Raw genomic sequence first — 22,932 nt, 5'->3', positions numbered from 1 at the left:
CGCGGCGCCCGCCATGCGGTGGGGTGTCAGCTGGCCTTCTTGGCCGAACCGGCGGCCGATTCGGCTTCCAGGAAGTCCTGCGCGAAGCGTTGCAGCACGCCGCCGGCCTCGTAGATCGACACTTCTTCCGCGGTGTCCAGGCGACAGGTCATCGGCACTTCCAGGGTCTCGCCGTTGCGGCGGTGGATCACCAGCGTCAGGTCGGCGCGCGGTTTGCGTTCGCCCACCACGTCGTAGGTCTCGGTGCCGTCCAGGGCCAGCGTCTTGCGGTTGACGCCGGGCTTGAATTCCAGCGGCAGCACGCCCATGCCGATCAGGTTGGTGCGGTGGATGCGCTCGAAACCTTCGGCGGCAATGGCCTCGACGCCGGCCAGGCGCACGCCCTTGGCGGCCCAGTCGCGCGACGAGCCCTGGCCGTAGTCGGCGCCGGCCACGATGATCAGCGGCTGCTTGCGGTCCATGTAGGTCTCGATGGCTTCCCACATGCGCATCTCCTTGCCTTCCGGTTCGACGCGGGCCAGCGAGCCCTGCTTGACCGTGCCGTCGGCGTTCCTGACCATCTCGTTGAACAGCTTGGGATTGGCGAAGGTGGCGCGCTGCGCGGTCAGGTGGTCGCCGCGGTGGGTGGCGTAGGAGTTGAAGTCCTCTTCCGGCAGGCCCATCTTGTGCAGGTATTCGCCGGCGGCGCTGTCCATCAGGATGGCGTTGGACGGCGACAGGTGGTCGGTGGTGATGTTGTCGCCCAGCACGGCCAGCGGCCGCATGCCGCGCAGCGTGCGCTCGCCGGCCAGCGCGCCTTCCCAGTACGGCGGGCGGCGGATGTAGGTGCTCTGCGGGCGCCAGGCGTACAGCGGCTCGACCGCGGCGTCGCGCTCGTTGCGCAGGCCGAACATGGGCGCGTAGACCTTGCGGAACTGTTCCGGCTTGACGGCGGCCTTGACCATGGCGTCGATCTCTTCGTCGCTGGGCCAGATGTCCTTCAGGCGGATCTCGCGGCCGCTGGCGTCGGTGCCAAGCACGTCGCGCTCGATGTCGAAGCGGATGGTGCCGGCGATGGCATAGGCCACCACCAGCGGCGGCGAGGCCAGGAAGGCCTGCTTGGCGTAGGGATGGATGCGGCCGTCGAAGTTGCGGTTGCCGGACAGCACGGCGGTGGCGTACAGGTCGCGGTCGATGATCTCCTGCTGGATCACGGGGTCGAGCGCGCCCGACATGCCGTTGCACGTGGTACAGGCAAATGCCACGACGCCGAAGCCGAGCTTTTCCAGGTCGGCGGTCAGGCCGGCTTCGTCCAGGTACAGGGCCACGGCCTTGGAGCCGGGCGCCAGCGAACTCTTGACCCACGGCTTGCGCGTCAGGCCGGCGCGGTTGGCGTTGCGCGCCAGCAGGCCGGCGGCGATGACGTTGCGCGGGTTGCTGGTGTTGGTGCAGCTGGTGATGGCGGCGATGATGACGGCGCCGTCGGGCATCAGGCCGGGCTGGTTCTCGACCGTGCCGGCGATACCGCGCTCGGCCAGGTCGGCCACCGGCAGGCGGCGGTGCGGATTGGACGGGCCGGCCAGGGTGCGCACCACGGTCGACAGGTCAAAGCGCAGCACGCGCTCGTATTCGGCGGTCTTGAGGCTGTCTGCCCACAGACCGGCGGTTTTGGCGTAGTTTTCCACCAGCGCGATCTGCTCGTCCTCGCGGCCGGTCAGGCGCAGGTAGTCGATGGTCTGTTGATCGATGGCGAACATCGCGGCGGTGGCGCCGTACTCGGGCGCCATGTTGGAGATGGTGGCGCGGTCGCCCAGCGTCAGGCTGGCGGCGCCTTCGCCGTGGAACTCCAGGTAGGCGCCCACGACTTTTTCCTTGCGCAGGAATTCGGTCAGCGTCAGCACCACGTCGGTGGCGGTGATGCCGGGGCCGGCGCGGCCGGTCAGTTCGACGCCGACGATGTCGGGCAGGCGCATCCACGAGGCGCGGCCCAGCATCACGTTCTCGGCTTCCAGGCCGCCCACGCCGATGGCGATCACGCCGAGCGCGTCCACGTGCGGGGTGTGGCTGTCGGTGCCGACCAGCGTGTCGGGGAAGGCCACGCCGTCCTGCGTGTAGATCACCGGCGACATCCGCTCCAGGTTGATCTGGTGCATGATGCCGTTGCCCGGGGGCACCACTTCGATGTTGCGGAAGGCCTGCTTGGTCCAGTCGATGAAGTGGAAGCGGTCTTCGTTGCGGCGGTCTTCCACCGCGCGGTTCTTGGCGAAGGCGTCGGGATCGTTGCCGCCGTATTCCACCGCCAGCGAGTGGTCGACGATCAGCTGCACCGGCACCACGGGGTTGACCTTGGCGGGGTCGCCGCCCTTGTCGGCGATGGCGTCGCGCAGGCCGGCCAGGTCGACCAGCGCGGTCTGGCCGAGGATGTCATGACAGACCACGCGCGCCGGATACCACGGAAAGTCCAGGTCGCGGCGGCGTTCGATCAACTGCTTGAGCGCGTCGGTCAGCAGCACCGGATCGCAGCGGCGCACCAGGTTCTCGGCGTGCACGCGCGAGGTATAGGGCAGGCGGTCGTAGGCGCCGGGGGCGATGGCGTCCACGGCGGCGCGCGCGTCGAAATAGTCCAGGCGGGTGCCTTGCAGGGGCTTGCGATAGGATTTGTTCATGCCTCGGTGCGCTTCAGGTTGCCCTGAGCGATCTGTTTTTCAATGTTGAGACGGGATGCGCGGATGTGGCGGCGCATCAGGAGTTCAGCCAGTTCGCCATCGCGGTCGGCGATGGCGTCCAGAATGCGGTGATGCTCGGCATACGACTGCCGCGGGCGGTTGGGGGTGGTCGAGTACTGGATACGGTACATCCGCGCCAGCTGGTAGAGCTCGTCGCACAGCATGCGGAACAGCATCTGGTTGCCGCTGCCTTTGACGATACGGTAGTGGAAATCGTAGTCGCCTTCCTGCTGGTAATAGCCGATGCCGGCCTGGAAGGCTTCGTCTTTTTCGTGGGCGTGCAGCACCTGGCGCACTTCCTCGACTTCCGCCGGCGCCATGCGTTCGGCCGCCAGGCGGCAGGCCATGCCTTCGAGCGATTCGCGGATTTCGTAGAGTTCGGCCAGTTCCTGCGGGCTGAGCGAGACCACGCGGGCGCCGGCGTGCGGCACGCGCACCAGCAATCGCTGGCCCTCGAGCCGGTGCAGCGCCTCGCGCAGCGGGCCGCGGCTGACGCCGTGGATGCGCGCCAGTTCCGGTTCGGAAATCTTGCTGCCGGGGGCGATCTCGCCCTTGACGATGGCGGACTGGATCTTGCGGAAAATCTGTTCCGCCAGGGTCTCGCTGTCGTCGTGCGCGGAGCTCGGCAGCGTCAGCACTTTGCTCATTGTGTCAACAATCGGATGGTTTTTTGGGTGAAAACCCGATAAGCAACGCCGTATGGCGATTGATTGTCAACAATTTACCCTTGGTCCGAGATGGGCGCAAGCGTCCTTGGCGCGACTGGCGTGACAACTGTAATGTTATTACATATCATTCAATATCGCCGGCGGCCCTCGATGGCCATCGCCCCTCGTTCCATCCCCTTGCCGGAGCCTTCCGCATGAAAGTCCTTTCCTCTCTCAAAGACGCCAAGACCCGCCATCGCGACTGCCAGGTGGTCAAGCGCCGCGGGCGCATCTACGTGATCTGCAAATCCAATCCGCGCTTCAAGGCGCGCCAGGGCGGGGCCAAGCACAAGTAGCCGCGCATCGTGTCGTCGAAAGTCCTCGAAGTCGCGGTGGTCGGCGCCGGGCCGGCCGGCGTCGGCATGGCCGTGGCATTACGCCGGCATGGCGTGCGGCGGCTGGCGGTGATCGACCGCCACCAGGTGGGCGCCTCGTTCCTGTCCTGGCCGCAGGAAACGCGTTTCATCACGCCCTCGTTCTACAGCAACCCGTTCGGCCTGGCGGACTTGAATGCCATCACGGAAACCAGTTCGCCGGCGCTGTCGGCGGGCATGGAGCACCTGGACGGGCCCCGCTACGCGCAATACCTGGCCCGGGTGGCGCAGGCGCATGATCTGCCGCTGGCGCCGGGCTGCGAGGTGTCGGCGCTGACGCGCGGCGCGCGCGGCGAATTCCGGCTGCAAACTTCCAAGGGCGTGGCGCTGGCGCGCGCGGTGGTCTGGGCCACCGGCGAATACCAGTACCCCGACCTGCGGCCCTTCGCCGGCGCGGCCGACTGCGTGCACTACGCCGAGGTGGACAGCTGGTCCGCCTTCGATGCCGACGAATACCTGGTGGTCGGCGGCTACGAGAGCGGGGTGGACGCGGCGGTGAACCTGGTCGCGGGCGGTGCGCGGGTACAGCTGCTGGCGCGCAAATCGACCTGGGACCCGGCCAGTCCGCACGACCCCAGCTTGTCGCTGTCGCCCTACAGCCGCCAGCGCCTGTACCAGGCGCTGGACAGCGGCCGGCTGGAAATCGCCTTCGGCGTCAATGTGGTCGAGGCGCGGCGGCGGGACGCCGGGTTCACGGTGCGGGCGGAAGATGGGCGGACCTTCACGACCGCGCAGCCGCCCATCCTGGGCACCGGCTTTCTGCGCGGCGGCGGCGCGCAGGTGATCCGCGACGCGTTCGATTGGACGCCCGACGGTCGGCCCATCTTGACGGAACACGACGAATCGACGCTGATGCCGGGCCTGTTCCTGGCAGGGCCGCAAGTGCGCCAGGAACAGCGCATCTATTGCTTCATCTACAAGTTCCGCCAACGCTTCGACGGCGTGGCGCGCACCATCGCGCAGCATCTGGGGCTGCCGCCGCCTGAGCCGGCGGCGGGCGGCGCCTGGGGCCCGTTCGGCAACGCCGATTGCTGCGACGAGGCCTGCGAATGTTGAGCGCCTGCGCGACCGCCGCGGATGTGTGCAATGCGCTCGGGCCCCGCTGAACCGGCTGGCGCCACGGTGGTGTTGGCCGGGCTGGAGAACGCCGGCAAGTCGGCCCTGTTCCGCAGCCTGACCGGCCAGGCCGTGGGCGACGAGAGCAACGTGGCCGGCTCCACCGTGGCTTGTCGCGAGGCGGCGCTGCATGGGGCGCCGATGCGCCTGGTGGATACGCCCGGCGTGCGGTTGCGCGGCGACAGCGCCGCGACCCGGCTGGCCATGGCGCGCATGGCGCCGACGGCGGTGGTGGCGGTGGTCATGCGCGCCACCGATGCGCCCGATCTGATGCGCGAGGTGCTGGCCGCGCTGCACGGCGCGCGGCGGATCTGCGTAGTGCTGACCTTCGCCGACAAGTGCGATGACGCGCCCGCTCTGGCGGCGCGCTGCGGCGCGATCCTGGGCGTGCCGGTGGCGATCATCAACGCGCGCGCGCCGGCGGCGCGCGAATTGGCGGCGGTGCGCACCGCCCTGGCGGGCGCGGTGGCCCTGCCCGAGTTGCCGGCCCGGCCAATGCTGTGGCGGCCGGGACCCGCGCGCCGGCCGCAGCGCACGCCCTTCGAGCACGCGCTGCTGGGACCCTGGTGCGCGCTGCTGGCCTTGCTGCTCAGTTTCGCGCTGCCGGTCTACCTGGCCTATGGCCTGTCGGATTTCCTGCAGCCATGGGCCGACGCGGCCCTCATCGAGCCCCTGGACCATGCACTGGCAGGCGCGCCGCCCGCGTTGCGGACATTGCTGCTGGGCGGCTATGGCGTCGTCAGCCTGGGCTTGTATTCATTCATCTGGGCCTTTCCGGTGGTGGCGCTGATCGGCCTGGCGATGGCACTGACCGAAGAAAGCGGCATCAAGGACCGCATGACGGCGGCGCTGGATCCGGCGCTGCGGCACATCGGCCTGAGCGGGCGCGACCTGGTGCCGGTGCTGTCGGGTTTCGGCTGCAACGTGGTGGCGACGTTCCAGAGCCGGAGCTGCTCGATCTGCACGCGACGCGCCTGCGTCAGCCTGATCGCGTTCGGCTCGGCCTGCAGCTACCAGATCGGCGCGACGCTGTCGGTGTTCGGCGCGGCGGGGCGCATGGGGCTGTTCGCGCCGTACCTGCTGTTGCTGTTCGTGGTGGGCGCCGTGCACACGCGGCTCTGGCACGGCGCGTTGCGCGCCGAGGACGCCGCGCCGCTGGCGGGCGTGGCGTATCTGCAATGGCCGTCCTGGCGCGGCGTGGCCTGGCGCCTGCGGGCGGTGCTGGCGCAGTTCCTGAAGCAGGCGATGCCGGTGTTCCTGCTGATCTGCCTGGTGGCCTCGCTGCTGGATGGCGCGGGTGCGTTGCAGGCGCTGGCGGCATCGCTGCGCGAACCGATGGCGGCGCTGGGCCTGCCGGCGCAGGCGGCGGCCGGGGTGGTGTTCTCGGTGTTGCGCAAGGACGGCCTGCTGGCGTTGAACCAGGGGCAGGGCGCCTTGCTGGCGCAACTGGATGCGGCGCAGGTGTTCGTGCTCGTGTGGCTGGCATCGACCTGCTCGGCGTGCCTGGTGACGCTGTGGACGGTGGGCCGTGAACTCGGCGCCCGCCACGCCTGGACCCTGGCGGCCCGCCAGGCCGCGACCTCGGTGGTGACGGCCTGGCTGTTGGCGTGGCTGTTGATCTGAAAGGAGAATTTCGCCGGCTCTATGGCGAGGCGCACTGGCAGCGGGTGCAGCGCTGGTTCCGGCTGGCCAATGAGCCGCGGGCCGCGTTGGACGCGGCCCGGAGCGCCTAGCGCGGGCATCGACAGTCAACAGTACCCCGCGCGGGCCGGCGGATGGCGCGTGCGAGGCGATCCGGCCTGTTTCAGGGACCGGTGTCCGGATAGTTGGGGCCGGCATCATGGAAGCCGCCGCTGCTGTAGGGATTGGCGGCGCCCGGGTGCGGCGGGCCGCCGGGACCCAGCGAGGAACAGCCACCCAGGATCAGCAGGGCGGCCAGCAAGGCAAGTGCGCGTGTGGTGGTGGCATGCATGGTCATCTCCGGCGGCTGCCCCTCGGCGGCCGCGTGCAGCGTATGGTGCTGTTGCCAGTTTACGCCCGGCGCGGCGGGGCGTGGTTCTTGCGGCTCGGGGGCGGCATGCCGGGGACCGCGCCCCGGCCGCCGTATGCGCGGGCGACGCGAGGCGGCTTTGTGGCATGCTGCGGGCTGCCCGCCGCTTCCCGACCTTTCCCATGCCCAGATTGCTGTCGCGCCTGCGCGATTTCCTGCTGTTCTTCGCCACGGCGTCCTTGTTCGGCGCCTGCCTGACCGCCAAGCTGCGCACGGGCAGCTATGGGCTGGAAATTCCCCAGGCGCCCTATATGTACGAGCGCGCCGATTTCTTCCTCGATGCGATGTTCGCCGGGCTGGTCGCGACGGCGGCCCTGGCGCTGGCCGAGCGGTTGTGGCGGGCCAGGCTGTCGGCGCCGGGGCGCGCCGCGCTCGTCGCCGTGGCGGCGCTGCTTGCCATCTATCTTGGGCCGCCGAACCCCCAAGTGTTCGGCAACACCTGGGCGCGCGGGGAGGCGACCTTCGAGTTGTTCCTGGACCAGTGGGATATCGCGCTGCCGCTGGCGCTGGCCGCCGCGGTTGTGCGCGGCGTCCTGCGCCGGACGGCCGGATCGCGGCTCTAGCCGCGCAGCCTGCGATCCAGTTCCAGCACGGTCTGGTACAGCACGCGGGTGCCGTCCAGCAGCTGCGCCGGCTCGATCCACTCCTCGGGGCAGTGGCTGCGCCCGTTCAGGCAGGGGATGAAGATCATGCCGATGGGGCCGGTGGGCGCCATGTAGACGGCGTCGTGGCCGGCGCCGCTGGGCAGGCGCATGCTGGCGTAGCCGAGCTGGTCGGCGGCGGCCTGCACCGCGTCCATCACCAGCGGCGTGCAGTCGGTGGGCTGGGCCCGGCTCAGTTGCACGAAGCCGGCGGTCAGGCGCAGCGCCTTCAGGTCGGCGGCCACGCCAGCCATTAGCGTTTCGGGGAAAGCGTCCAGCACGGCGTTGCTGTCGCTGCGCATTTCCAGCGTCAGCTCGACGCGGCCGGGCACGGCGTTGGCGGCGTTGGGCGTCATGGCGAGCTTGCCGACGGTGGCGACCACGTAGTGCGGCTTGCCGCTGGCGGCGCTGGCCTGGCGGCTGGCGGCGTCGATGATGCGGGCCGCGCCCACCAGGGCGTCGCGGCGGATGTCCATGGGCGTGGTGCCGGCGTGATCGGGCTGGCCTTCGACCGTGATCAGCACGCGGCGGATGCCGACGATGTTGGTGACCACGCCGATGGGAAACTGGCGGCTTTCCAGCACCGGGCCTTGCTCGATGTGCAGTTCGACGAAGGCGGCGGTGCCGTCCGGGCCGCGCAGGGGCTGGGTCAGCGCGGTCGGATCGCCGCCGATGCGGGCGATGCCCTGCGCCAGCGTCTCGCCGTCGGCGTTGCGCGCGGCCAGCATGTCGGCGCTCAACAGGCCGCTCAGGGCGCGGCTGCCGACGCAGGAGATGCCGTAGTCGCTGGGTTCTTCCGACAGGAAGTCGATGACCTCGAAGGGATGCTCCAGTTCGATGCCGTGTTCCCGCATGGTGTGGGCGACCTCGATGCCGGCCAGCACGCCGATGATGCCGTCAAAGCGGCCGCCGCTCATGACGGTGTCGCAGTGCGAGCCGGTGGCGATGGGCTGGCATTGCGCGTTGCGGCCGGCGCGGGCGCCGATGAGGTTGCCGCCGGCGTCCAGGCGGGTGGTCAAACCCGCGGCCTCGAATTCACCGCGCAGCCAGTCGCGTGCCTCGAGGAACAGCGGCGAAAAGGCGCGGCGGGTCCAGGGCTGGTCGGGCAGGGTGTAGCGTGACAGGGTCTCGACACGCTGCCAGAGGCGCTCGGCGTTCAATGGGGGCAAGGACATAGCCATTTCACGCCTTGCGCGGACGCAGGAAGCGGCCGTCGCCCTGGTTGTTGACGATGCGGCGGCCGTCGTAGACCTGCTGGCCGCGGCACCAGGTGCCGGCCACGCGCACGGTGAACTCGCGGCCCTCGAACGAACTCCATTGCACCGCCGACAGGCTGGTGGACGGATCGTAGGCATGGCGCTCCGGCGTCAGGACGACGATGTCGGCGTCCTTGCCGACGTCCAGCGTGCCCTTGCGGTCGTCCAGCAGGAAGTGGCGCGCGGGGTTGTCGCACAGTTGGCGTACCACCATCGACGGCGAGATGCCGTGTTCCTCGCAACCGGTCCAGAAGGCTGGCAGCAGCGTTTCCAGGCCCGGGCCGCCGGACGAGTTCTTGAAGACGTTGGGGTTCTGTTTGCGCTCCAGGCCCCAGCTGACGTGATCCGATGACACGAAGGTGCATTCGTCGTTGGCGATGTGGGTCCACAGCAGGTCGACCTCGGCCTTGGGGCGGATCGGCGGGTAGTGCTTGGTCTTGGCGCCGAAGCGGCGCGTGTGTTCCTCGTGGTTCAGCATCAGGTACTGCACGCAGGTCTCGATGCTGGCGCGGTGGCCGTTACGGCGGTACATGTTGCAGATCTCGAAGCCGCGCGAGGTCGACACGTGCACCGCGTGGGCGCGGGCGCCAGTTTCGGCGCCGATCTCGTAGATCAGCGCGGTGGCCAGGTTCTCGATCAGGGGCGTATGGGCGCGCATGAAGGCGTCCCAGCCGGTGTCGTCGGCCTCGATCAGGCGGGCGATGTTCTTGCGCGTCATCTCCTGCATCTGGTTGTGCACGCCGCACACCAGGCCGGACGGCGCGATCAGGCGGAAAGCCTCGTACAGGTCGTCTTCCTCGATACGCGGGAAGCGGCCGGGGGTGGCTTCGAAGGTCGAGAACTTGAAGGCACAGACGCCGCCTTCGATCAGGCCGGCGGCGGCCGCCAGGCCGTGTTCCTTGTTCAGGGTGCCGAACAGCGCCACGTCGACGTGGCAGTCGCGCTCGACCTCGGCGATCTTGGCGTCCAGGTGCGGGCGCGAGGCGACCGGTTCGGGATCGTCGTAGGGCATGTCGACCATGACCGTGACGCCGCCGGCGGCGGCGGCGCGCGAGGCCCAGCCCAGCCCTTCCTGGTTGGCCTGGCTGCCGGAGTGCACCTGGCCGTCGACCACGCCGGGGATGATCCACTGCCCGCTGGCGTCGACGCTGTCGCGCGCCGCGGGGGGCGCGCCGGCGCCGCGCGCGGCGATCCTGCCGTCCCGCACGGCCAGCCAGCCGTTTTCCACGATGCCGTGCGGATCGACGATATTGCCGCGCACCACCCAATCGAAATCGCTCATGACCCCTTCCATCCAATGAAGAACTGAAGGGCAGTGTAGTAAGCGCGATTCAAAACGTCTTATGCTTATATGTGCATGGGAATTAACATCAGGTTAAGCATATGAAATTGAATCTGCGCCAGATCGAGGTCTTCCGCGCCATCATGTTGAGCGGCTCGATCAGTGGCGCTTCCAAGTTGCTGTTCGTGTCGCAACCGGCCGTCAGCCGGCTCATCGCCTACACCGAGCAGCGCCTGGGCCTGATGCTGTTCGAGCGCATCAAGGGGCGGCTGTACCCCACGCCCGAGGCGCGGCGGCTGTTCGTCGAAGTGACCGCGCTCTACCAGAACGTGCAGCGCGTCAACGAGGTGGCCGACAACCTGGCCGAGAACCGCGAGGGCCAGTTGCGCCTGTCCTGTAGCCCGAGCCTGGGCCAGTCGCTGCTGCCGCGCGCCATCGCCCGCTTTCGCCAACTGCATCCGGAAATCCGCATCGTGTTGCAGACGCTGATCCCGGCGGTGATGGAGCAGTCGCTGCTGACCCAGCAGGTGGAGCTGGGCGTGGCCTACATGCCGGTGAATCATCCCAGCCTGGCGACCCGGCCGCTGTACGAGAACCGCATCGTGGCGGTGCTGCCGGCCGGCCATCCGCTGGCCGCGCGCCGCCAGGTGACCGCCGCCGAACTGGCGCGCGAGCCGTTGATCGGCTATAGCGCCGACATTCCCTTCGGCATGCTGGTGCACAAGCTGTTCGGCGCCGAGGACGCGCAGCCCGAGCCGCGCATCGAGGTGCAGCAGGCGCACGTGGCCTGCGCCCTGGTGCAGGCCGGCGCCGGGGTGGCGCTGGTGGACGAGATCACCGTGGCCGGCCCGATCTGGTCGCAGGTGGTGACCGTGCCGATCGCCGATACCGTCAGCGCGCCGGTCAATGTGTTCCACCTGCAATTGCAGCCGTTGTCGCGCTTGGCGCAGGCCTTCATCGACGTGCTGCTGGCGCTCGACCAGCCCGTTTCCCTCTGAGCTTTGCGCCGGCGGGCGCCTGGGGATATCCCTAGGTGCCGTTTGCGCCCGGCCGGCCGCTCCCTCGGGGCGCGCCCCGCTATTAACCCAATGTTATGAACAAGGCATAAAAGGTAATACGACATTAACAGGATTGGTTCCTATGATGCCCTCGTCCATCCAGCGCAAAACGCCGCTGGAGCCGCTAAACGCAATCGGGAAAGGAAGGGCGCAGCAATGGGAAGAATCTTGACGATGCAGGATGTCGAAGCCGCGGTCAGGGGCGGTTCGGTGTTTGCCTGTGGCGGGGGCGGCTGGGCCGAGCATGGCCGCGAACTGGGATCGCTGGCCGTGACCATCGGCCGGCCCGAGTTGGTGTCGATGGACGAAGTGCCCGATGACGCCTGGATCGCCACCGCCGCCGCCATCGGCGCGCCGGGCGGCCTGACCGACTGGCAGATGCTGGGCATCGACTACGTCAAGGCGGCCGAGCGCTTGCAGGACGCGCTGGGCGAGCGCCTGTATGGCCTCATCATCGGCCAGAACGGCATGTCCAGCACGCTCAACGGCTGGCTGCCGTCGGCGGTGCTGGGCACCAAGGTGGTGGACGCGGTGGGCGACATCCGCGCCCATCCCACCGGCGACATGGGTTCGCTGGGCCTGGCCGGCAGCCCCGAGCCGATGATCCAGTGCGCCGTGGGCGGCAACCGCGCCAACAACGCCTATATGGAACTGACCGTGCACGGCGCCACTGGCAAGGTGTCGCCGGTGTTGCGCAAGGCCGCCGACATGGCCGGCGGCTTCATCGCCAGCTGCCGCAACCCGATCCGCGCCTCGTACGTGCGGCGCCACGCCGCGCTGGGCGGCATCAGCCGCGCGCTGGCGCTGGGCGAAGCCATCCTGGCGGCGCAGCCCAAGGGCGGCAGCGCCGTGATCGACGCCATCTGCAAGGCCACGCAGGGCGAGATCATCGGTTCCGGCAAGGTGGTGCGCAACACCCTCAAGTACACCGAGGAAGCCTTCGACATCGGCACGGTCGAGATCGGCGAGGGCGCGGGCAAGCGCGTCATCCACGTCATGAACGAGCACATGGCCGTGACCGACGGGCAGGGCGAGCGCATCGCCTGCTATCCGGACGTCATCACCACGCTGGATGCCGACGGCAATCCGGTCAGCGCCGGCAAGCTGCGCGAGGGCCTGCAGGTGTCGATCCTGCACGTGTCCAAGCAGCACATCCCGCTGTCCTCCAGCGTCACCGACGCGTCGGTCTACCCCATCGTCGAGAAGGCGCTGGGCATGGATTTCACCGGCTACGCGCTGGGTCGCGCGTTGGATCGTTGAGGGGGCAGCGATGAAACGTGAATTCAAGGTGCCGGGCGGCGCCACGCTGCGTTGCAAGGGCTGGCGCCAGGAAGCGCTGCTGCGCCTCCTGGAGAACGTGCTGGCGGTGGGCGAGGATCCCGCCAACCTGGTGGTGTACGCGGCGCTGGGCCGCGCCGCGCGCGACTGGCCGTCGCACGACGCCATCGTGCGAGCGCTGACGACGCTGGAAGAGGACCAGACCCTGATCGTGCAGTCCGGCAAGCCCATCGGCGTGCTGCGCACCCATCCGCAGGCGCCGATCGTGATCATGGCCAACTGCAATATGGTGGGGCAGTGGGCGCATGCCGAGAACTTCTACCGTATGCAGGACGACAACCTGATCTGCTGGGGCGGCCTGACCGCCGGCGATTGGCAGTACATCGGCTCGCAAGGTGTGATCCAGGGCACCTACGAGATCTTCTCGCGCATCGCCGAGCGCCATTTCGACAACGACCTGCGCGGCCGCTTCATCCTGACGGCGGGCATGGGCGGCATGGGAGGCGCCCAGCCGCTGGCGGGCCGCATGGCCAACGCCGCCATCCTGACGGTCGAGATCGATCCGGAACGCATCGAGAAACGCATCAAGGCCGGCTTCCTGGAGCGCCGTGCCGACTCGCTGGACGAGGCGCTGGCGCTGATCCGCGACGCGCAGGCGGCGCGCCGTCCGCTGTCGGTGGGCCTGCTCGGCAATGCCGCCGACGTGTATCCCGAGATCCTGGCGCGCGGCATCGTGCCCGACATCGTCACCGACCAGACCTCGGCGCATGACCTGGTCTACGGCTACGTGCCGGCCGGCCACACGCTGGAGCAGGTGGCGCGCATGCGCCGCGACGACATGGCCGGCCTGATGGACGCCAGCCGCCGCTCGATCGTGCGCCACGTCACCGCGATGCTGGGCTTCAAGGATCGCGGCGCGGTGGTGTTCGACAACGGCAACCTGATCCGCACCCATGCGAAGCAGGGCGGCGTCGAGCGCGCCTTCGAGATCCCGGTGTTCACCGAGGCCTTCCTGCGCCCGCTGTTCGCGCGCGCCATCGGCCCGTTCCGCTGGATCGCGCTGTCCAACGATCCCGATGACATCCGCAAGATCGACGATTTCCTGCTGCGGCGCTTCCCCGACAACCTGATCGTGTCCAACTGGATCCGGCTGGCGCGCGAGTCGGTGCCGTTCGAGGGCCTGCCCGCGCGCATCGCCTGGCTCGGCCATGGCGAGCGCACCGAGCTGGCGCTGGAAGTGAACCGCATGGTGCGCGCAGGCATCCTGGCCGCGCCGGTGGCCTTCACCCGCGACCACCTGGACGCCGGCGCCATGGCGCATCCGAACATCATGACCGAGAACATGCGCGACGGCTCCGACGCCATCGCCGACTGGCCGCTGCTGAACGCGATGATCAACTGTTCGTCCAGCGCCGACCTGGTGGCGATCCACTCGGGCGGCGGCGGCTACAGCGGCTATATGACCAGCGCCGGCGTGACGGTGGTGGCCGATGGCACCGACGCGGCGGCGCAGCGCCTGTCGCTGTCGCTGACCAACGACACCGCCAGCGGCGTGCTGCGCTATGCCGACGCCGGCTACGAAGAGGCGCTGGACGAAGTGGGCAGGAAGGGTATCGACCGTATCGACACGACGGCGACGCAGGTTTGAAAGGCAATACATAACAGCCCCGGATACGGGGCGAATCAACGGGAACGTCAATGAAAAACATCGCAATCAACCCGGGCGCGGGGATGGTGGGGGGCAATGCCGCCCACGCGGGCGCCGACGAGCACAAGGGCGCCAAGAAGGCGGTCATCGCCGCTTCCATCGGCAACGCCCTGGAGTGGTACGACTTTTCGGTCTACGCGCTGTTCGCGGTGTACATCGGGCAGAACTTCTTCCACAACGAAGATCCGACGGTGCAGTTGATGGCCTCGTTCCTGGCCTTCGGGCTGGGCTTCGTGGTGCGGCCCCTGGGCGCGCTGATGCTGGGGGCGTACGGCGACCGCGCCGGCCGCAAGGCCGCGCTGACGCTGACCATCATGCTGATGGCGCTGGGCACGCTGCTGATCGCCATCGCGCCGCCGTACGCCGCCATCGGCGTGGGCGCGCCCCTGCTGATCGTCTGCGGCCGCATGCTGCAGGGGTTCTCGGCCGGAGGCGAAGTGGGCGGCGCCACCGCCTTCCTGGTCGAGCATGCGCCGGCCGGCAAGCGCGGCCAGTATGCGTCGTGGCTGCAGGCCAGCATGGGCATCTCCAACCTGCTGGGCGCGCTGGTCGCCACGCTGGTGACCACGCTGCTGACCGAAGACCAGGTGGGCGAGTGGGGCTGGCGCATTCCGTTCATCGTCGGCCTGTCGATCGCGCCGGTGGGCCTGTGGATGCGCCGCACGCTCGACGAGACGCCGCATTTCCGCGAAGAGCAGCAGCGCCAGGCCGCCAGCGGCAAGCCCGTCAAGGCGCCGCTCTTGAGCGTGCTGCGCGACTATCCGCGCGAGCTGTTCACCGGCCTGTGCATGTCGGTGCTGTGGGCCATCGGCCCGTACGCGCTGATCATCTTCATGCCGATCTACGTGCAAAAGAGCATGGGCTTCACCAGCTCGCAGGCCTTCCTGGGCGCGTTGATCGGCAACCTGTTCCTGATCGGCGGCTGCTTCTTCTCGGGCACCCTGTCCGACCGCTATGGCCGCCGCACCGTGTTGCGGGCCTCGGCGCTGTTGCTGCTGATCGCGGTGTATCCGCTGATGATGTGGCTGCAGGCCAACCACACCCAGTTCGCGCTGATCGTGGTGCAGTCGTCGTTCTGCCTGCTGGTGGCGCTGTACGTCGGCACCGCGCCGTCGGCGCTGTCGGAGGTGTTCCCGACGGCGGTGCGCTCGTCCGGCATGTCCCTGGCCTACAACACCGCGGTGACGGTGCTGGGCGGCTTCGCGCCGGCCATCCTGACCTGGATCACCTACACCACCGGCGTGGCCTTCGCGCCGGCGCTGTACGTGATGGGCGCCTGCGTGGTGGCGCTGGTGGCGTTGACCGTGCTGCCGCAGAAGAACCATGTCTGAGGCCCACATGCGGTTCGCGAATGTGGGGCCAGCAAGCTTGCCGGCGCGCCGGTTGGCCGCCGGCGGCCTGCGCCGCTGGCTCGGCCGCGCCGCCGCTGCGCTGGGCGTGGCGGCGCTGCTGGCCGCGCCCGCCGCGCACGCGGCTGATGGCGCCGAACTGGTGCTGCTGGGCGTGGCCGGCGGCCCGACCTGGTACGGCAACGACGCGCCCCACGGCATCTCATCGGCGCTGGTGGTGGACGGCAAGGCCTACCTGGTCGACCTGGGCTCGGGCGCCTACCGGCAATTGCGCGGCGCCGGCATCAAGCCCGGCGCCGAGCAGGCCGTGTTCCTCACGCACCTGCACACCGATCACATCATCGACCTGGCCAGCCTGCTGATGTACGACCCCAGCGCGCGCCGCCGCGCCAAGGCGTCGTTGCAGATCTACGGGCCGGGCCGCCGCGGCGCTTTGCCGCCGCTGGCGCCGGGCCTGGCGGGCGATCCGGTGATCCATGCCGAGAACCCGGGCGCGGGCACCGTGGACCTGGTGGACTCGGTGGTGGCGGGCATGGCCGCCGACCTGAACATCCGCGTGCGCAGCGAGGGCGTGCCCGATGTGCGCGGTTTCTTCCAGGCCCACGACATCGTCGTGCCGGCCGGGGTGGTGAAAGACCCGAACGCCGATCCCGCGCCGCCGATGGAGCCCTTCGAGGTCTGGCGCGACGAACGCGTGACGGTCAGCGCTATCCTGGTGCCGCACGGGCTGGTGTATCCCAACTTCGCCTACCGCTTCGACACCGCGTCGGGATCGGTGGTGTTCTCCGGCGACACCGCGCTCAGTCCCAACCTGGTCAAGCTGGCGCGCGGCGCCGACATCCTGGTGCACGAGGCGATCGATCCCGCCTGGGTCGACCACATCGTCGGCCCCAAGCCATGGGATGCGCGCCAGCAGGCGCTGGCGCGGCAGCTGCTGGAGGCGCACACCACGCCGCAGCAGGCGGGCGAGGCAGCCACGCGGGCCGGTGTGCGCAAGCTGGTGCTGTCGCACCTGGTGCCCGGCGACGCGCCGGCCGAGCATTGGCTGCATGCCCGCGAGACCTTCAAGGGGCCGGTGGTGCTGGGCCAGGATTTGATGCGTATTCCCCTGAAGCAACCCTAAGCATCGTCGGAGGCGAGATGAAGTCTTTGCGTGTTGATACCCACCGACGCGCGGCGCGCGCGTGCGGCCGGATGGCGCTGCTGGCGTCGCTGCTGCTGGGCGCGGCCGCGCAGGCGGCAGCCGATTGCAGCGTGACGCTGGACGGCAAATCGCTGACCGCGGCGCAGGTGCTGGCGGTGGCGCGGCAGGATTGCGCCGTCGCCATCGCGCCGGCCGCTGCCCAGCGCGCGGTGCGCGCCTACGACCTGCTGCTGGCCTACGCGCGCCTGGACAAGCCGGTCTATGGCCTGAACCGGGGCGTTGGCCTGAACAAGGACCAGACCATCTTCCAGGGCGGCGAGATCTCGCCCGAGGTGCGGCGCCTGTCCGAACAGTTCAACCGCAACCTGCTGCATTCGCACAGCGCGGCCTATGGCGCCGAGGCGCCGCGCGACGTGACCCGCGCCGCCATGCTGATCCGCCTGAACACCGCGCTGTTCGGCGGTTCGGGCATGCAGCCGGCCGTGCTTGAGCAATACGCCGCCTTCCTGAACCGCGACGTGACGCCGGTGATGCTGGGCGAGGGCTCGGTCGGCCAGGCCGACATCACCATCCTGCCGCAGATCGGCCTGGTGATGATGGGCGAGGGCGAAGCCTCGCGTGGCGGCCAGCGCATGAGTGCCGCGCAGGCCTTGCGCGAGGCCGGCCTGGCGCCGGTGCGCCCGTTCGGCAAGGACGCGCTGGCGATGGTCAGCTCCAACGCCTACGGCGCCGCGCTGGCGGTGCTGGCCGCGCACGATGCGCGCGCGCTGCTGGCGCAGGCCGACGCCGTGGCGGCCTTGTCGCTGGAAGGCCTGGACGGCAACCTGGCGCCGTTGTTGCCGCCGGCCCAGGCGCAACGGCCCTACGCCGGCCAGCGCCAGACCGCCGAACGCATGCTGGGCCTGCTGCGTGGCAGCGCGCTGTGGCGGCGCGATGCGCAGCGGCCGCTGCAGGATCCGCTGAGCTTTCGCACCGTGAGCCAGGTGCATGGCGCGGCGCGCGACCTGTTGGCGTTGCTGGATCGCCAATTGCAATTGCAGATCAACAGTTCGGATGACAATCCCACCGTGGTGCTGGACGCCGCGCCAGCGGCCGACGCATCGGACTACGAAACGCAGTACTACGTGACCGACGGACCGGTGCGCGGGGCGGTGATGCCCAGCGCGGGTTTCGACCCCAGCGCCTGGGTGCTGCCGCTGCAAGGCACCGCCGTCGCCCTGTCGCAGGTGGCTCAGTTGTCGGCGCAACGCACCCTGCGCCTGACGGACCCGGGCTTCACGCGGCTGCCGCGCTTTCTCAGCCCGGGCAATGGCGCCATCGGCTATGGCCCGATCCAGAAGACGGTGTCCTCGCTGGCGGCGGACGTGCGCGCCCTGGCCGGACCGGTCGTGACCGATGTGCAGCCGCAGGCCGGCAACATCGAGGACGTCGGCACCAACGCGTCGCTGACCGGGCTGCGTGTGAGGGGCCAGATCGTCGCGCTGACGCGGCTGCTGGCGGTTGAACTGATGCACGGCGCCCAGGCGGTCGACCTGCGCTATCCACAGGGGCCGGCCGCCGCGCTGGGCCAGGGCACCGCCAGCCTGTGGCGGGATTTCCGCAAACAGGTGCCTTACATGGCCGAAGACCGGCGCAATGATACCGATGTCATCACCGCCACGGCCTTTCTGCGCCAGGCGCGTGGCGGCGAGTCGGCCTGGGCGCGCGCCGATACGGCGCGCTGAGCGGCGGTCAGCGGAAATCGGCTCGCGCCCGGCGGAAATGCCCCCGGGCGTGCGCGCGGTTTTTCCCGTGGAACAGTGCGTTGCGCCGCCACCGCCCGCGCGGTGGCCTGGAGGCGCTTTGCGGCGGGCGATTTGCGCTACATTTGCCCGACGCGCGCGGGGCGCCAGCCAGGCGCCGCGCCTGTCACAATCGTCATCCCTTACCGCCACCGGATCTCCAGGAGCCCCCCGCATGTCCTCCCTAGACTCGTTCGCCATCACCCGGAAATGGCCCGCCCGGCATCCCGACCGCATCCAGCTGTATTCGCTGCCCACGCCCAACGGCGTCAAGGTGTCGATCCTGCTGGAAGAGCTGGGCCTGCCCTATGAGCCGCACCGGGTCAGTTTCGATTCGCAGGACCAGTTCACCCCGGAGTTCCTGTCGCTCAGCCCGAACAACAAGATTCCCGCGATCCTCGATCCCAACGGCCCGGACGGCAAGCCGCTGGCGCTGTTCGAGTCCGGCGCCATCCTGGTCTACCTGGCCAGCAAGACCGGCCAGCTCATCCCCGCCGACACCGCTGGCCGCTTCGAAACGCTGCAGTGGGTGATGTTCCAGATGGGCGGCATCGGCCCGATGTTCGGCCAGCTGGGCTTTTTCCACAAGTTCGCCGGCAAGGACTACGAGGACAAGCGCCCGCGCGACCGCTACGTGGCCGAATCCAAGCGCCTGCTGGGCGTGCTGGACAAGCGCCTGGATGGGCGCGACTGGGTCATGGGCGAGCAATACACCATTGCCGATATCGCCATCCTGCCGTGGGTGCGCAACCTTATCGGCTTCTACGGCGCGGGCGACCTGGTCGACTTTCCGCAGTTCAGGAACGTGGCCCGGGTGCTGGAAACCTTCGTGGCGCGTCCCGCCGTGGTGAAGGGCCTGACGATCCCGGCCTGACGGCCCCCAATTGGTGCCGGTCCGGCGGCTCATCGCGGCCCGCCGGAGCGGCCCGATCCGCGCATTCAGGAGATCGTTCCCCCGTTAATTAGTCTGAGGGATCGGGCCGGTTTGCGCCGCATCAAACAACGCCGATACTTTCATTCTTTTCGGTCATATGCTTATTACCAAAAAGCGTAAGCTGCCTCCATAAGCTGGACCACGCAGTACGAACACCCCGACGTGCGCGCTGGCCGGCAGCAACGGAGGGATGGAATGAAGCACTTCGGGATCAAGGCGGTGGCGCTGCTGGCGCTGGCGGGCCTGGGCGGCGGTATCGGCGGCGCCCACCTGTTGACCGCCATCCGCAAGACGGACAGCACCGTCGTCGTCGATCCACAGGACCGCCGGCTGGCCGAAGCCGGCGCCTATATCGCGCGCACCGCCGACTGTGTCGCCTGTCACAGCGCGCCAGGCGACAAACCCTTCTCGGGCGGCCTGGCGATGCAGACGCCGGTGGGCACCATCTATTCGTCCAACATCACGCCCGACAAGCGCACCGGCATCGGCGCCTACAGCTACGCCGACTTCAAGAACGCGGTGCAATACGGCATTCGCAAGGACGGTGCGACGCTGTACCCCGCCATGCCGTACCCGTCGTACGCCATCATGCCCGACGCGGACATCCAGGCGCTCTACGCGTATTTCATGTCGCAAGTCGAGCCCGTGGACAAGCCTAGCGCCGACTCCACCATTCCGTGGCCGTTGAACATGCGCTGGCCCATGGCCTGGTGGCAGCTGGTGTTCGCCGGCAAGCGCGACTTCGCCGCGCCGGCGGGCGCGGACGAGCAGGTCCGGCGCGGCGCGTACCTGGTGGAAGGTCCGGGCCATTGCGGCGCCTGCCACACGCCGCGCGGCCTGGCCTACCAGGAAAAGGCGCTGTCCATGGCGGACGGCGACGCCTTCCTTTCCGGCGCCGTGATCGACGGCTGGCGCGCCAAGAGCCTGCGCGGCGAAGCCCGCGGCCTGGCCTCCTGGAGCGCGGACGACATCGCCCTGTTCCTGAAGACCGGCCGCACCGACAGGGTCGCGGTGTTCGGCGCCATGGCCGACGTGGTCGAGCACAGCACGCGTTATTTCACCGACGACGACCTGGCCAGCATCGCCGCCTACCTGAAGCAACTGCCGCCGGTGCCGGGCAAGGCGCCGGTGTTCCCCGCCAAGGCGGACAACACCACGGCGTCCCTGCTGGCTGGCCGCTACGACTCGCGCGGCGCGGTGATCTACATGGAGCATTGCGTCATCTGCCATCGCGCCGACGGCCAGGGCATGCCGCGCATCTTCCCGGCGCTGGCGGGCAACTCGGCGATCTTCGCGCAGAACCCCCAGTCCATCATCCAGATCACGCTGGAAGGCGGCAAGATGCCCGAAAGCGACCGCGATTCCATGGCTTTCGCCATGCCGCGCTTCAACCACCTGAGCGACCAGGACATCACCGACGTCATCAACTTCATCCGCACGGCCTGGACCAACCAGGCGCCGCCGATCGCCAGCGATGAGGTCGCGCATATCCGTGGTTTCCTGGCCAGCAAGAAGCCGAACATCGTGTCGGGAGGCAAGCATGAATAAGCTGTACAAAATCGCCGCCACGGTGGCGCTGATGGCCGGGGGCGGCATGGCCGCGCTGGCGGCGCCGCCGGCGCCGGCCGGCGAGGCCAAGACCTTCGCGGTGCTCGACAAGGACGGCAAGCGGCTGCCCGACTACACCATCCCGTCCGACACCTCGATCGACAAGGAACCCAACGCCGAACAGATCCGCTACGGCCAGCGCCTGCTCAACGAAACCCGCCGCCTGTTGCCGAACAACACGGGCGCCAGCCTCAATTGCAGCAGCTGCCATGTGCAGCAGGGCAAGAAGCCGCTGGGCGCGCCGTACATCAACTCGGTCAACTCGTTCCCGCAGTTCAATCCGCGCTCGGGCCGGGTCGTGTCGCTGGCGGACCGCATCAACGGCTGTTTCCAACGCTCGATGAACGGCAAGCCGCTGGACAAGGAATCGCCGGAAATGCTGGCGATGCTGGCCTACATGAAGTGGCTGGCCCAGGATGTGCCGCATGGGGCGCAGGTGCAGATCAAGAACGCCTGGCCCATCGACACCAAGCTGGTTCCCAACCCGGAGCGGGGCAAGGGCCTGTATGCCGCGCAGTGCGCCGCCTGCCACGGCGCCAACGGCGAAGGCAAGCGCGACCGCGCCGGCAATATCGTGTTCCCGCCGTTGTGGGGCGACGAATCATTCAATATCGGCGCCGGCCTGGCGCGCACCTACAAGGCAGCCGCCTTCATCCGCAACAGCATGCCGATGGGCGTGAACACCCATGGCAACTGGGGCGAGGGCAAGGTGCTGTCGGACCAGGACGCGGTGGACGTGGCCGAGTACTTCACGCACATGCCGCGGCCGGATTTCCCGCCCAAGGACAAGGACTGGCCGGACGGCAAAAAGCCCAAGGACGCGCGCTATTGAGCAACCAGGCCGGACGCGCGGGCCTGTCCCGTCCGGGGCGGCCCGGATCCGGGCCGGGCGATGGCGCGCTCCACGCCCTACAATCGGCGGGTCTTCCCTCGTGATCGTCCCCGGCCCCCCATGGAACTGCGCCAGCTTCGTTATTTCGTTCGCGTCGTCGAAGCCGGCAGCATCGGCCGCGCGGCCATGTCGCTGGGCATGGTGACGTCCGCGCTCAGCCAGCAGATCAGCCGGCTCGAAGGCGAACTGGCCACGCGGCTGCTGCAACGCAGCGCCAGCGGCGTGGTGCCCACCGACGCCGGGCTGGCGTTCTTCCGCCAGGCCCAGTTGGCGCTGCGCCATGCCGACGACGCGATCCAGGCCGCGCAGCAGGCGCGCCTGGCCGGCCACGTCAGCGTCGGCCTGCCATCCACCACCGCGGCCATCCTGGGCGCGCCGTTCGTGCAGGCCATGAACCAGCGCTATCCCGATATCCGCCTGCATCTGGTGGAGGCATTGTCGGGCCACCTGGCCGACATGCTCAACGGCCGCCAGCTCGACCTGGCCATCGTGTTCCATGCCGAGGCGGCGCGCCGCTGGAGCGTTACGCCGCTGCTGGACGAACCCCTCTTTCTATGCGCCCGGCGCGACATGCCGGGACTGCCCGCCGGCCCCACCACACGCCTGGACGAGATCGCCGGCCTGCCGCTGGTGCTGCCCGGCGGCCGCCACGGGCTGCGCGCCTCGGTCAACCTGGCGTTCCAGCAGGCGGGCCACGTGCCCCGGGTGGTGGCCGAGGTCGATGGCCTGGCGCTGCTGATGGACGTGGTGCAGCTGGGTTACGCCGCCACCATCCAGCCCAGCTCGGCCACCGCGCGCATCGCGCCGGGCCAGTTGGCGATGGCGCGGATCGACGAGGCCGACCTGTTCCGGCCCAATCTGCTGGCCAGCCTGTCGGACGACGAACTGTCGCCGGCGGCGCTGGCTGCGCGCCTGGTGCTGGCCGACGTCTCGCGCAGGTTGGCGCGAGACGGCAAATGGGCCGTTACCGCGCTGCATGAGTCGTGAACGGGCGTCGCTTGCCGCCCGTGAGCAATGCCGCGCGCAGCCGGCATACCGCTCTTCACGAA

At 69.1% G+C, this 22,932-nt stretch carries 19 protein-coding genes; 14 read left to right on the top strand and 5 right to left on the bottom strand.

The features are described from left to right. Window positions 1–26: 26 nt before the first annotated feature. Window positions 27–2,645: a Fe/S-dependent 2-methylisocitrate dehydratase AcnD gene (acnD, locus tag ACUTAG_RS10690; RefSeq protein WP_006385794.1), complete on the bottom strand. Its 2,619-nt coding sequence runs from the start codon at window positions 2,643–2,645 to the stop codon at window positions 27–29. After that, a complete protein-coding gene (locus ACUTAG_RS10685; protein ID WP_049054780.1) occupies window positions 2,642–3,352 on the bottom strand; it encodes a GntR family transcriptional regulator in 711 nt (236 codons plus the stop codon). Before ACUTAG_RS10685 ends, acnD begins: the two co-directional genes overlap by 4 nt. A gap of 215 nt (window positions 3,353–3,567) precedes the next feature. On the opposite strand from ACUTAG_RS10685, the gene ykgO reads away from it, so the two are divergent. The 3 genes from ykgO to ACUTAG_RS10670 are packed head-to-tail and all read left to right on the top strand — an operon-like array spanning window position 3,568 to window position 6,525. Next, entirely contained in the window at window positions 3,568–3,708 is a 141-nt protein-coding gene (gene ykgO / locus ACUTAG_RS10680; protein ID WP_006385796.1) for a type B 50S ribosomal protein L36, read from the top strand. Window positions 3,709–3,717: 9 nt separating this feature from the next. Further along, window positions 3,718–4,842 (top strand): NAD(P)/FAD-dependent oxidoreductase, encoded by a 1,125-nt coding sequence (locus ACUTAG_RS10675; RefSeq protein WP_223308546.1) that lies wholly within the window; start codon window positions 3,718–3,720, stop codon window positions 4,840–4,842. Window positions 4,843–4,872: 30 nt separating this feature from the next. Beyond that, window positions 4,873–6,525 carry a nucleoside recognition domain-containing protein gene (locus ACUTAG_RS10670; protein WP_187378278.1) on the top strand — a complete coding sequence of 551 codons (1,653 nt, stop codon included), beginning with the start codon at window positions 4,873–4,875 and terminating at the stop codon, window positions 6,523–6,525. 181 nt (window positions 6,526–6,706) lie between these two features. Here the strand turns inward: ACUTAG_RS10670 and ACUTAG_RS10665 are convergent, their stop codons facing one another. Beyond that, window positions 6,707–6,874, bottom strand: coding sequence for a hypothetical protein (locus ACUTAG_RS10665; protein ID WP_006385798.1), 168 nt, complete (start codon window positions 6,872–6,874; stop codon window positions 6,707–6,709). A gap of 200 nt (window positions 6,875–7,074) precedes the next feature. On the opposite strand from ACUTAG_RS10665, the gene ACUTAG_RS10660 reads away from it, so the two are divergent. After that, window positions 7,075–7,515 carry a hypothetical protein gene (locus ACUTAG_RS10660; RefSeq protein WP_047992111.1) on the top strand — a complete coding sequence of 147 codons (441 nt, stop codon included), beginning with the start codon at window positions 7,075–7,077 and terminating at the stop codon, window positions 7,513–7,515. On the opposite strand, the gene ACUTAG_RS10655 is transcribed toward ACUTAG_RS10660, so the two are convergent. Together ACUTAG_RS10655 and ACUTAG_RS10650 are read right to left on the bottom strand one after the other, a co-directional pair. Then, complete coding sequence (locus ACUTAG_RS10655) at window positions 7,512–8,774, bottom strand: Zn-dependent hydrolase (RefSeq protein WP_148317234.1); 1,263 nt, start codon at window positions 8,772–8,774, stop codon at window positions 7,512–7,514. The two genes, ACUTAG_RS10660 and ACUTAG_RS10655, sit on opposite strands and share 4 nt — an antisense overlap. Window position 8,775: 1 nt before the next feature. Continuing rightward, complete coding sequence (locus tag ACUTAG_RS10650; protein ID WP_148317232.1) at window positions 8,776–10,131, bottom strand: dihydroorotase; 1,356 nt, start codon at window positions 10,129–10,131, stop codon at window positions 8,776–8,778. Between the two features lie 101 nt (window positions 10,132–10,232). Between ACUTAG_RS10650 and ACUTAG_RS10645 the strand changes: the two genes are divergently transcribed. The 10 genes from ACUTAG_RS10645 (at window position 10,233) to ACUTAG_RS10600 (ending at window position 22,870) form a co-directional block, all read left to right on the top strand. Further along, the gene (locus tag ACUTAG_RS10645) at window positions 10,233–11,129 is read left to right on the top strand and encodes a LysR family transcriptional regulator (RefSeq protein ID WP_006385802.1); all 897 of its coding nucleotides are present in this window, start codon (window positions 10,233–10,235) and stop codon (window positions 11,127–11,129) included. A 216-nt stretch (window positions 11,130–11,345) separates the two neighbouring features. Then, window positions 11,346–12,449, top strand: coding sequence for a DUF917 domain-containing protein (locus ACUTAG_RS10640; protein ID WP_148317230.1), 1,104 nt, complete (start codon window positions 11,346–11,348; stop codon window positions 12,447–12,449). 10 nt (window positions 12,450–12,459) lie between these two features. Then, window positions 12,460–14,115 (top strand): urocanate hydratase, encoded by a 1,656-nt coding sequence (locus ACUTAG_RS10635; RefSeq protein WP_054448331.1) that lies wholly within the window; start codon window positions 12,460–12,462, stop codon window positions 14,113–14,115. Between the two features lie 50 nt (window positions 14,116–14,165). Further along, on the top strand, window positions 14,166–15,506 hold the full coding sequence (locus tag ACUTAG_RS10630; protein WP_006385805.1) for an MFS transporter: 1,341 nt from the start codon (window positions 14,166–14,168) through the stop codon (window positions 15,504–15,506). A gap of 7 nt (window positions 15,507–15,513) precedes the next feature. Beyond that, window positions 15,514–16,647: an MBL fold metallo-hydrolase gene (locus ACUTAG_RS10625; protein ID WP_233436986.1), complete on the top strand. Its 1,134-nt coding sequence runs from the start codon at window positions 15,514–15,516 to the stop codon at window positions 16,645–16,647. Between the two features lie 71 nt (window positions 16,648–16,718). Beyond that, window positions 16,719–18,392 carry an HAL/PAL/TAL family ammonia-lyase gene (locus tag ACUTAG_RS10620; RefSeq protein WP_148317502.1) on the top strand — a complete coding sequence of 558 codons (1,674 nt, stop codon included), beginning with the start codon at window positions 16,719–16,721 and terminating at the stop codon, window positions 18,390–18,392. 232 nt (window positions 18,393–18,624) lie between these two features. Then, entirely contained in the window at window positions 18,625–19,323 is a 699-nt protein-coding gene (locus tag ACUTAG_RS10615; RefSeq protein ID WP_054484748.1) for a glutathione S-transferase N-terminal domain-containing protein, read from the top strand. Between the two features lie 255 nt (window positions 19,324–19,578). Next, window positions 19,579–20,931, top strand: coding sequence for a c-type cytochrome (locus tag ACUTAG_RS10610; RefSeq protein WP_047991922.1), 1,353 nt, complete (start codon window positions 19,579–19,581; stop codon window positions 20,929–20,931). Next, complete coding sequence (locus ACUTAG_RS10605) at window positions 20,924–21,823, top strand: c-type cytochrome (protein ID WP_026384772.1); 900 nt, start codon at window positions 20,924–20,926, stop codon at window positions 21,821–21,823. Before ACUTAG_RS10610 ends, ACUTAG_RS10605 begins: the two co-directional genes overlap by 8 nt. A gap of 120 nt (window positions 21,824–21,943) precedes the next feature. After that, window positions 21,944–22,870, top strand: coding sequence for a LysR family transcriptional regulator (locus ACUTAG_RS10600; RefSeq protein ID WP_006385811.1), 927 nt, complete (start codon window positions 21,944–21,946; stop codon window positions 22,868–22,870). The last annotated feature ends 62 nt before the right edge of the window (window positions 22,871–22,932 follow it).

Source organism: Achromobacter sp. CSND-B12 (genome assembly GCF_052906545.1).
The sequence above is the reverse complement of the archived record's forward strand: the minus strand, read 5'-3'. Positions and strand labels throughout refer to the sequence as shown.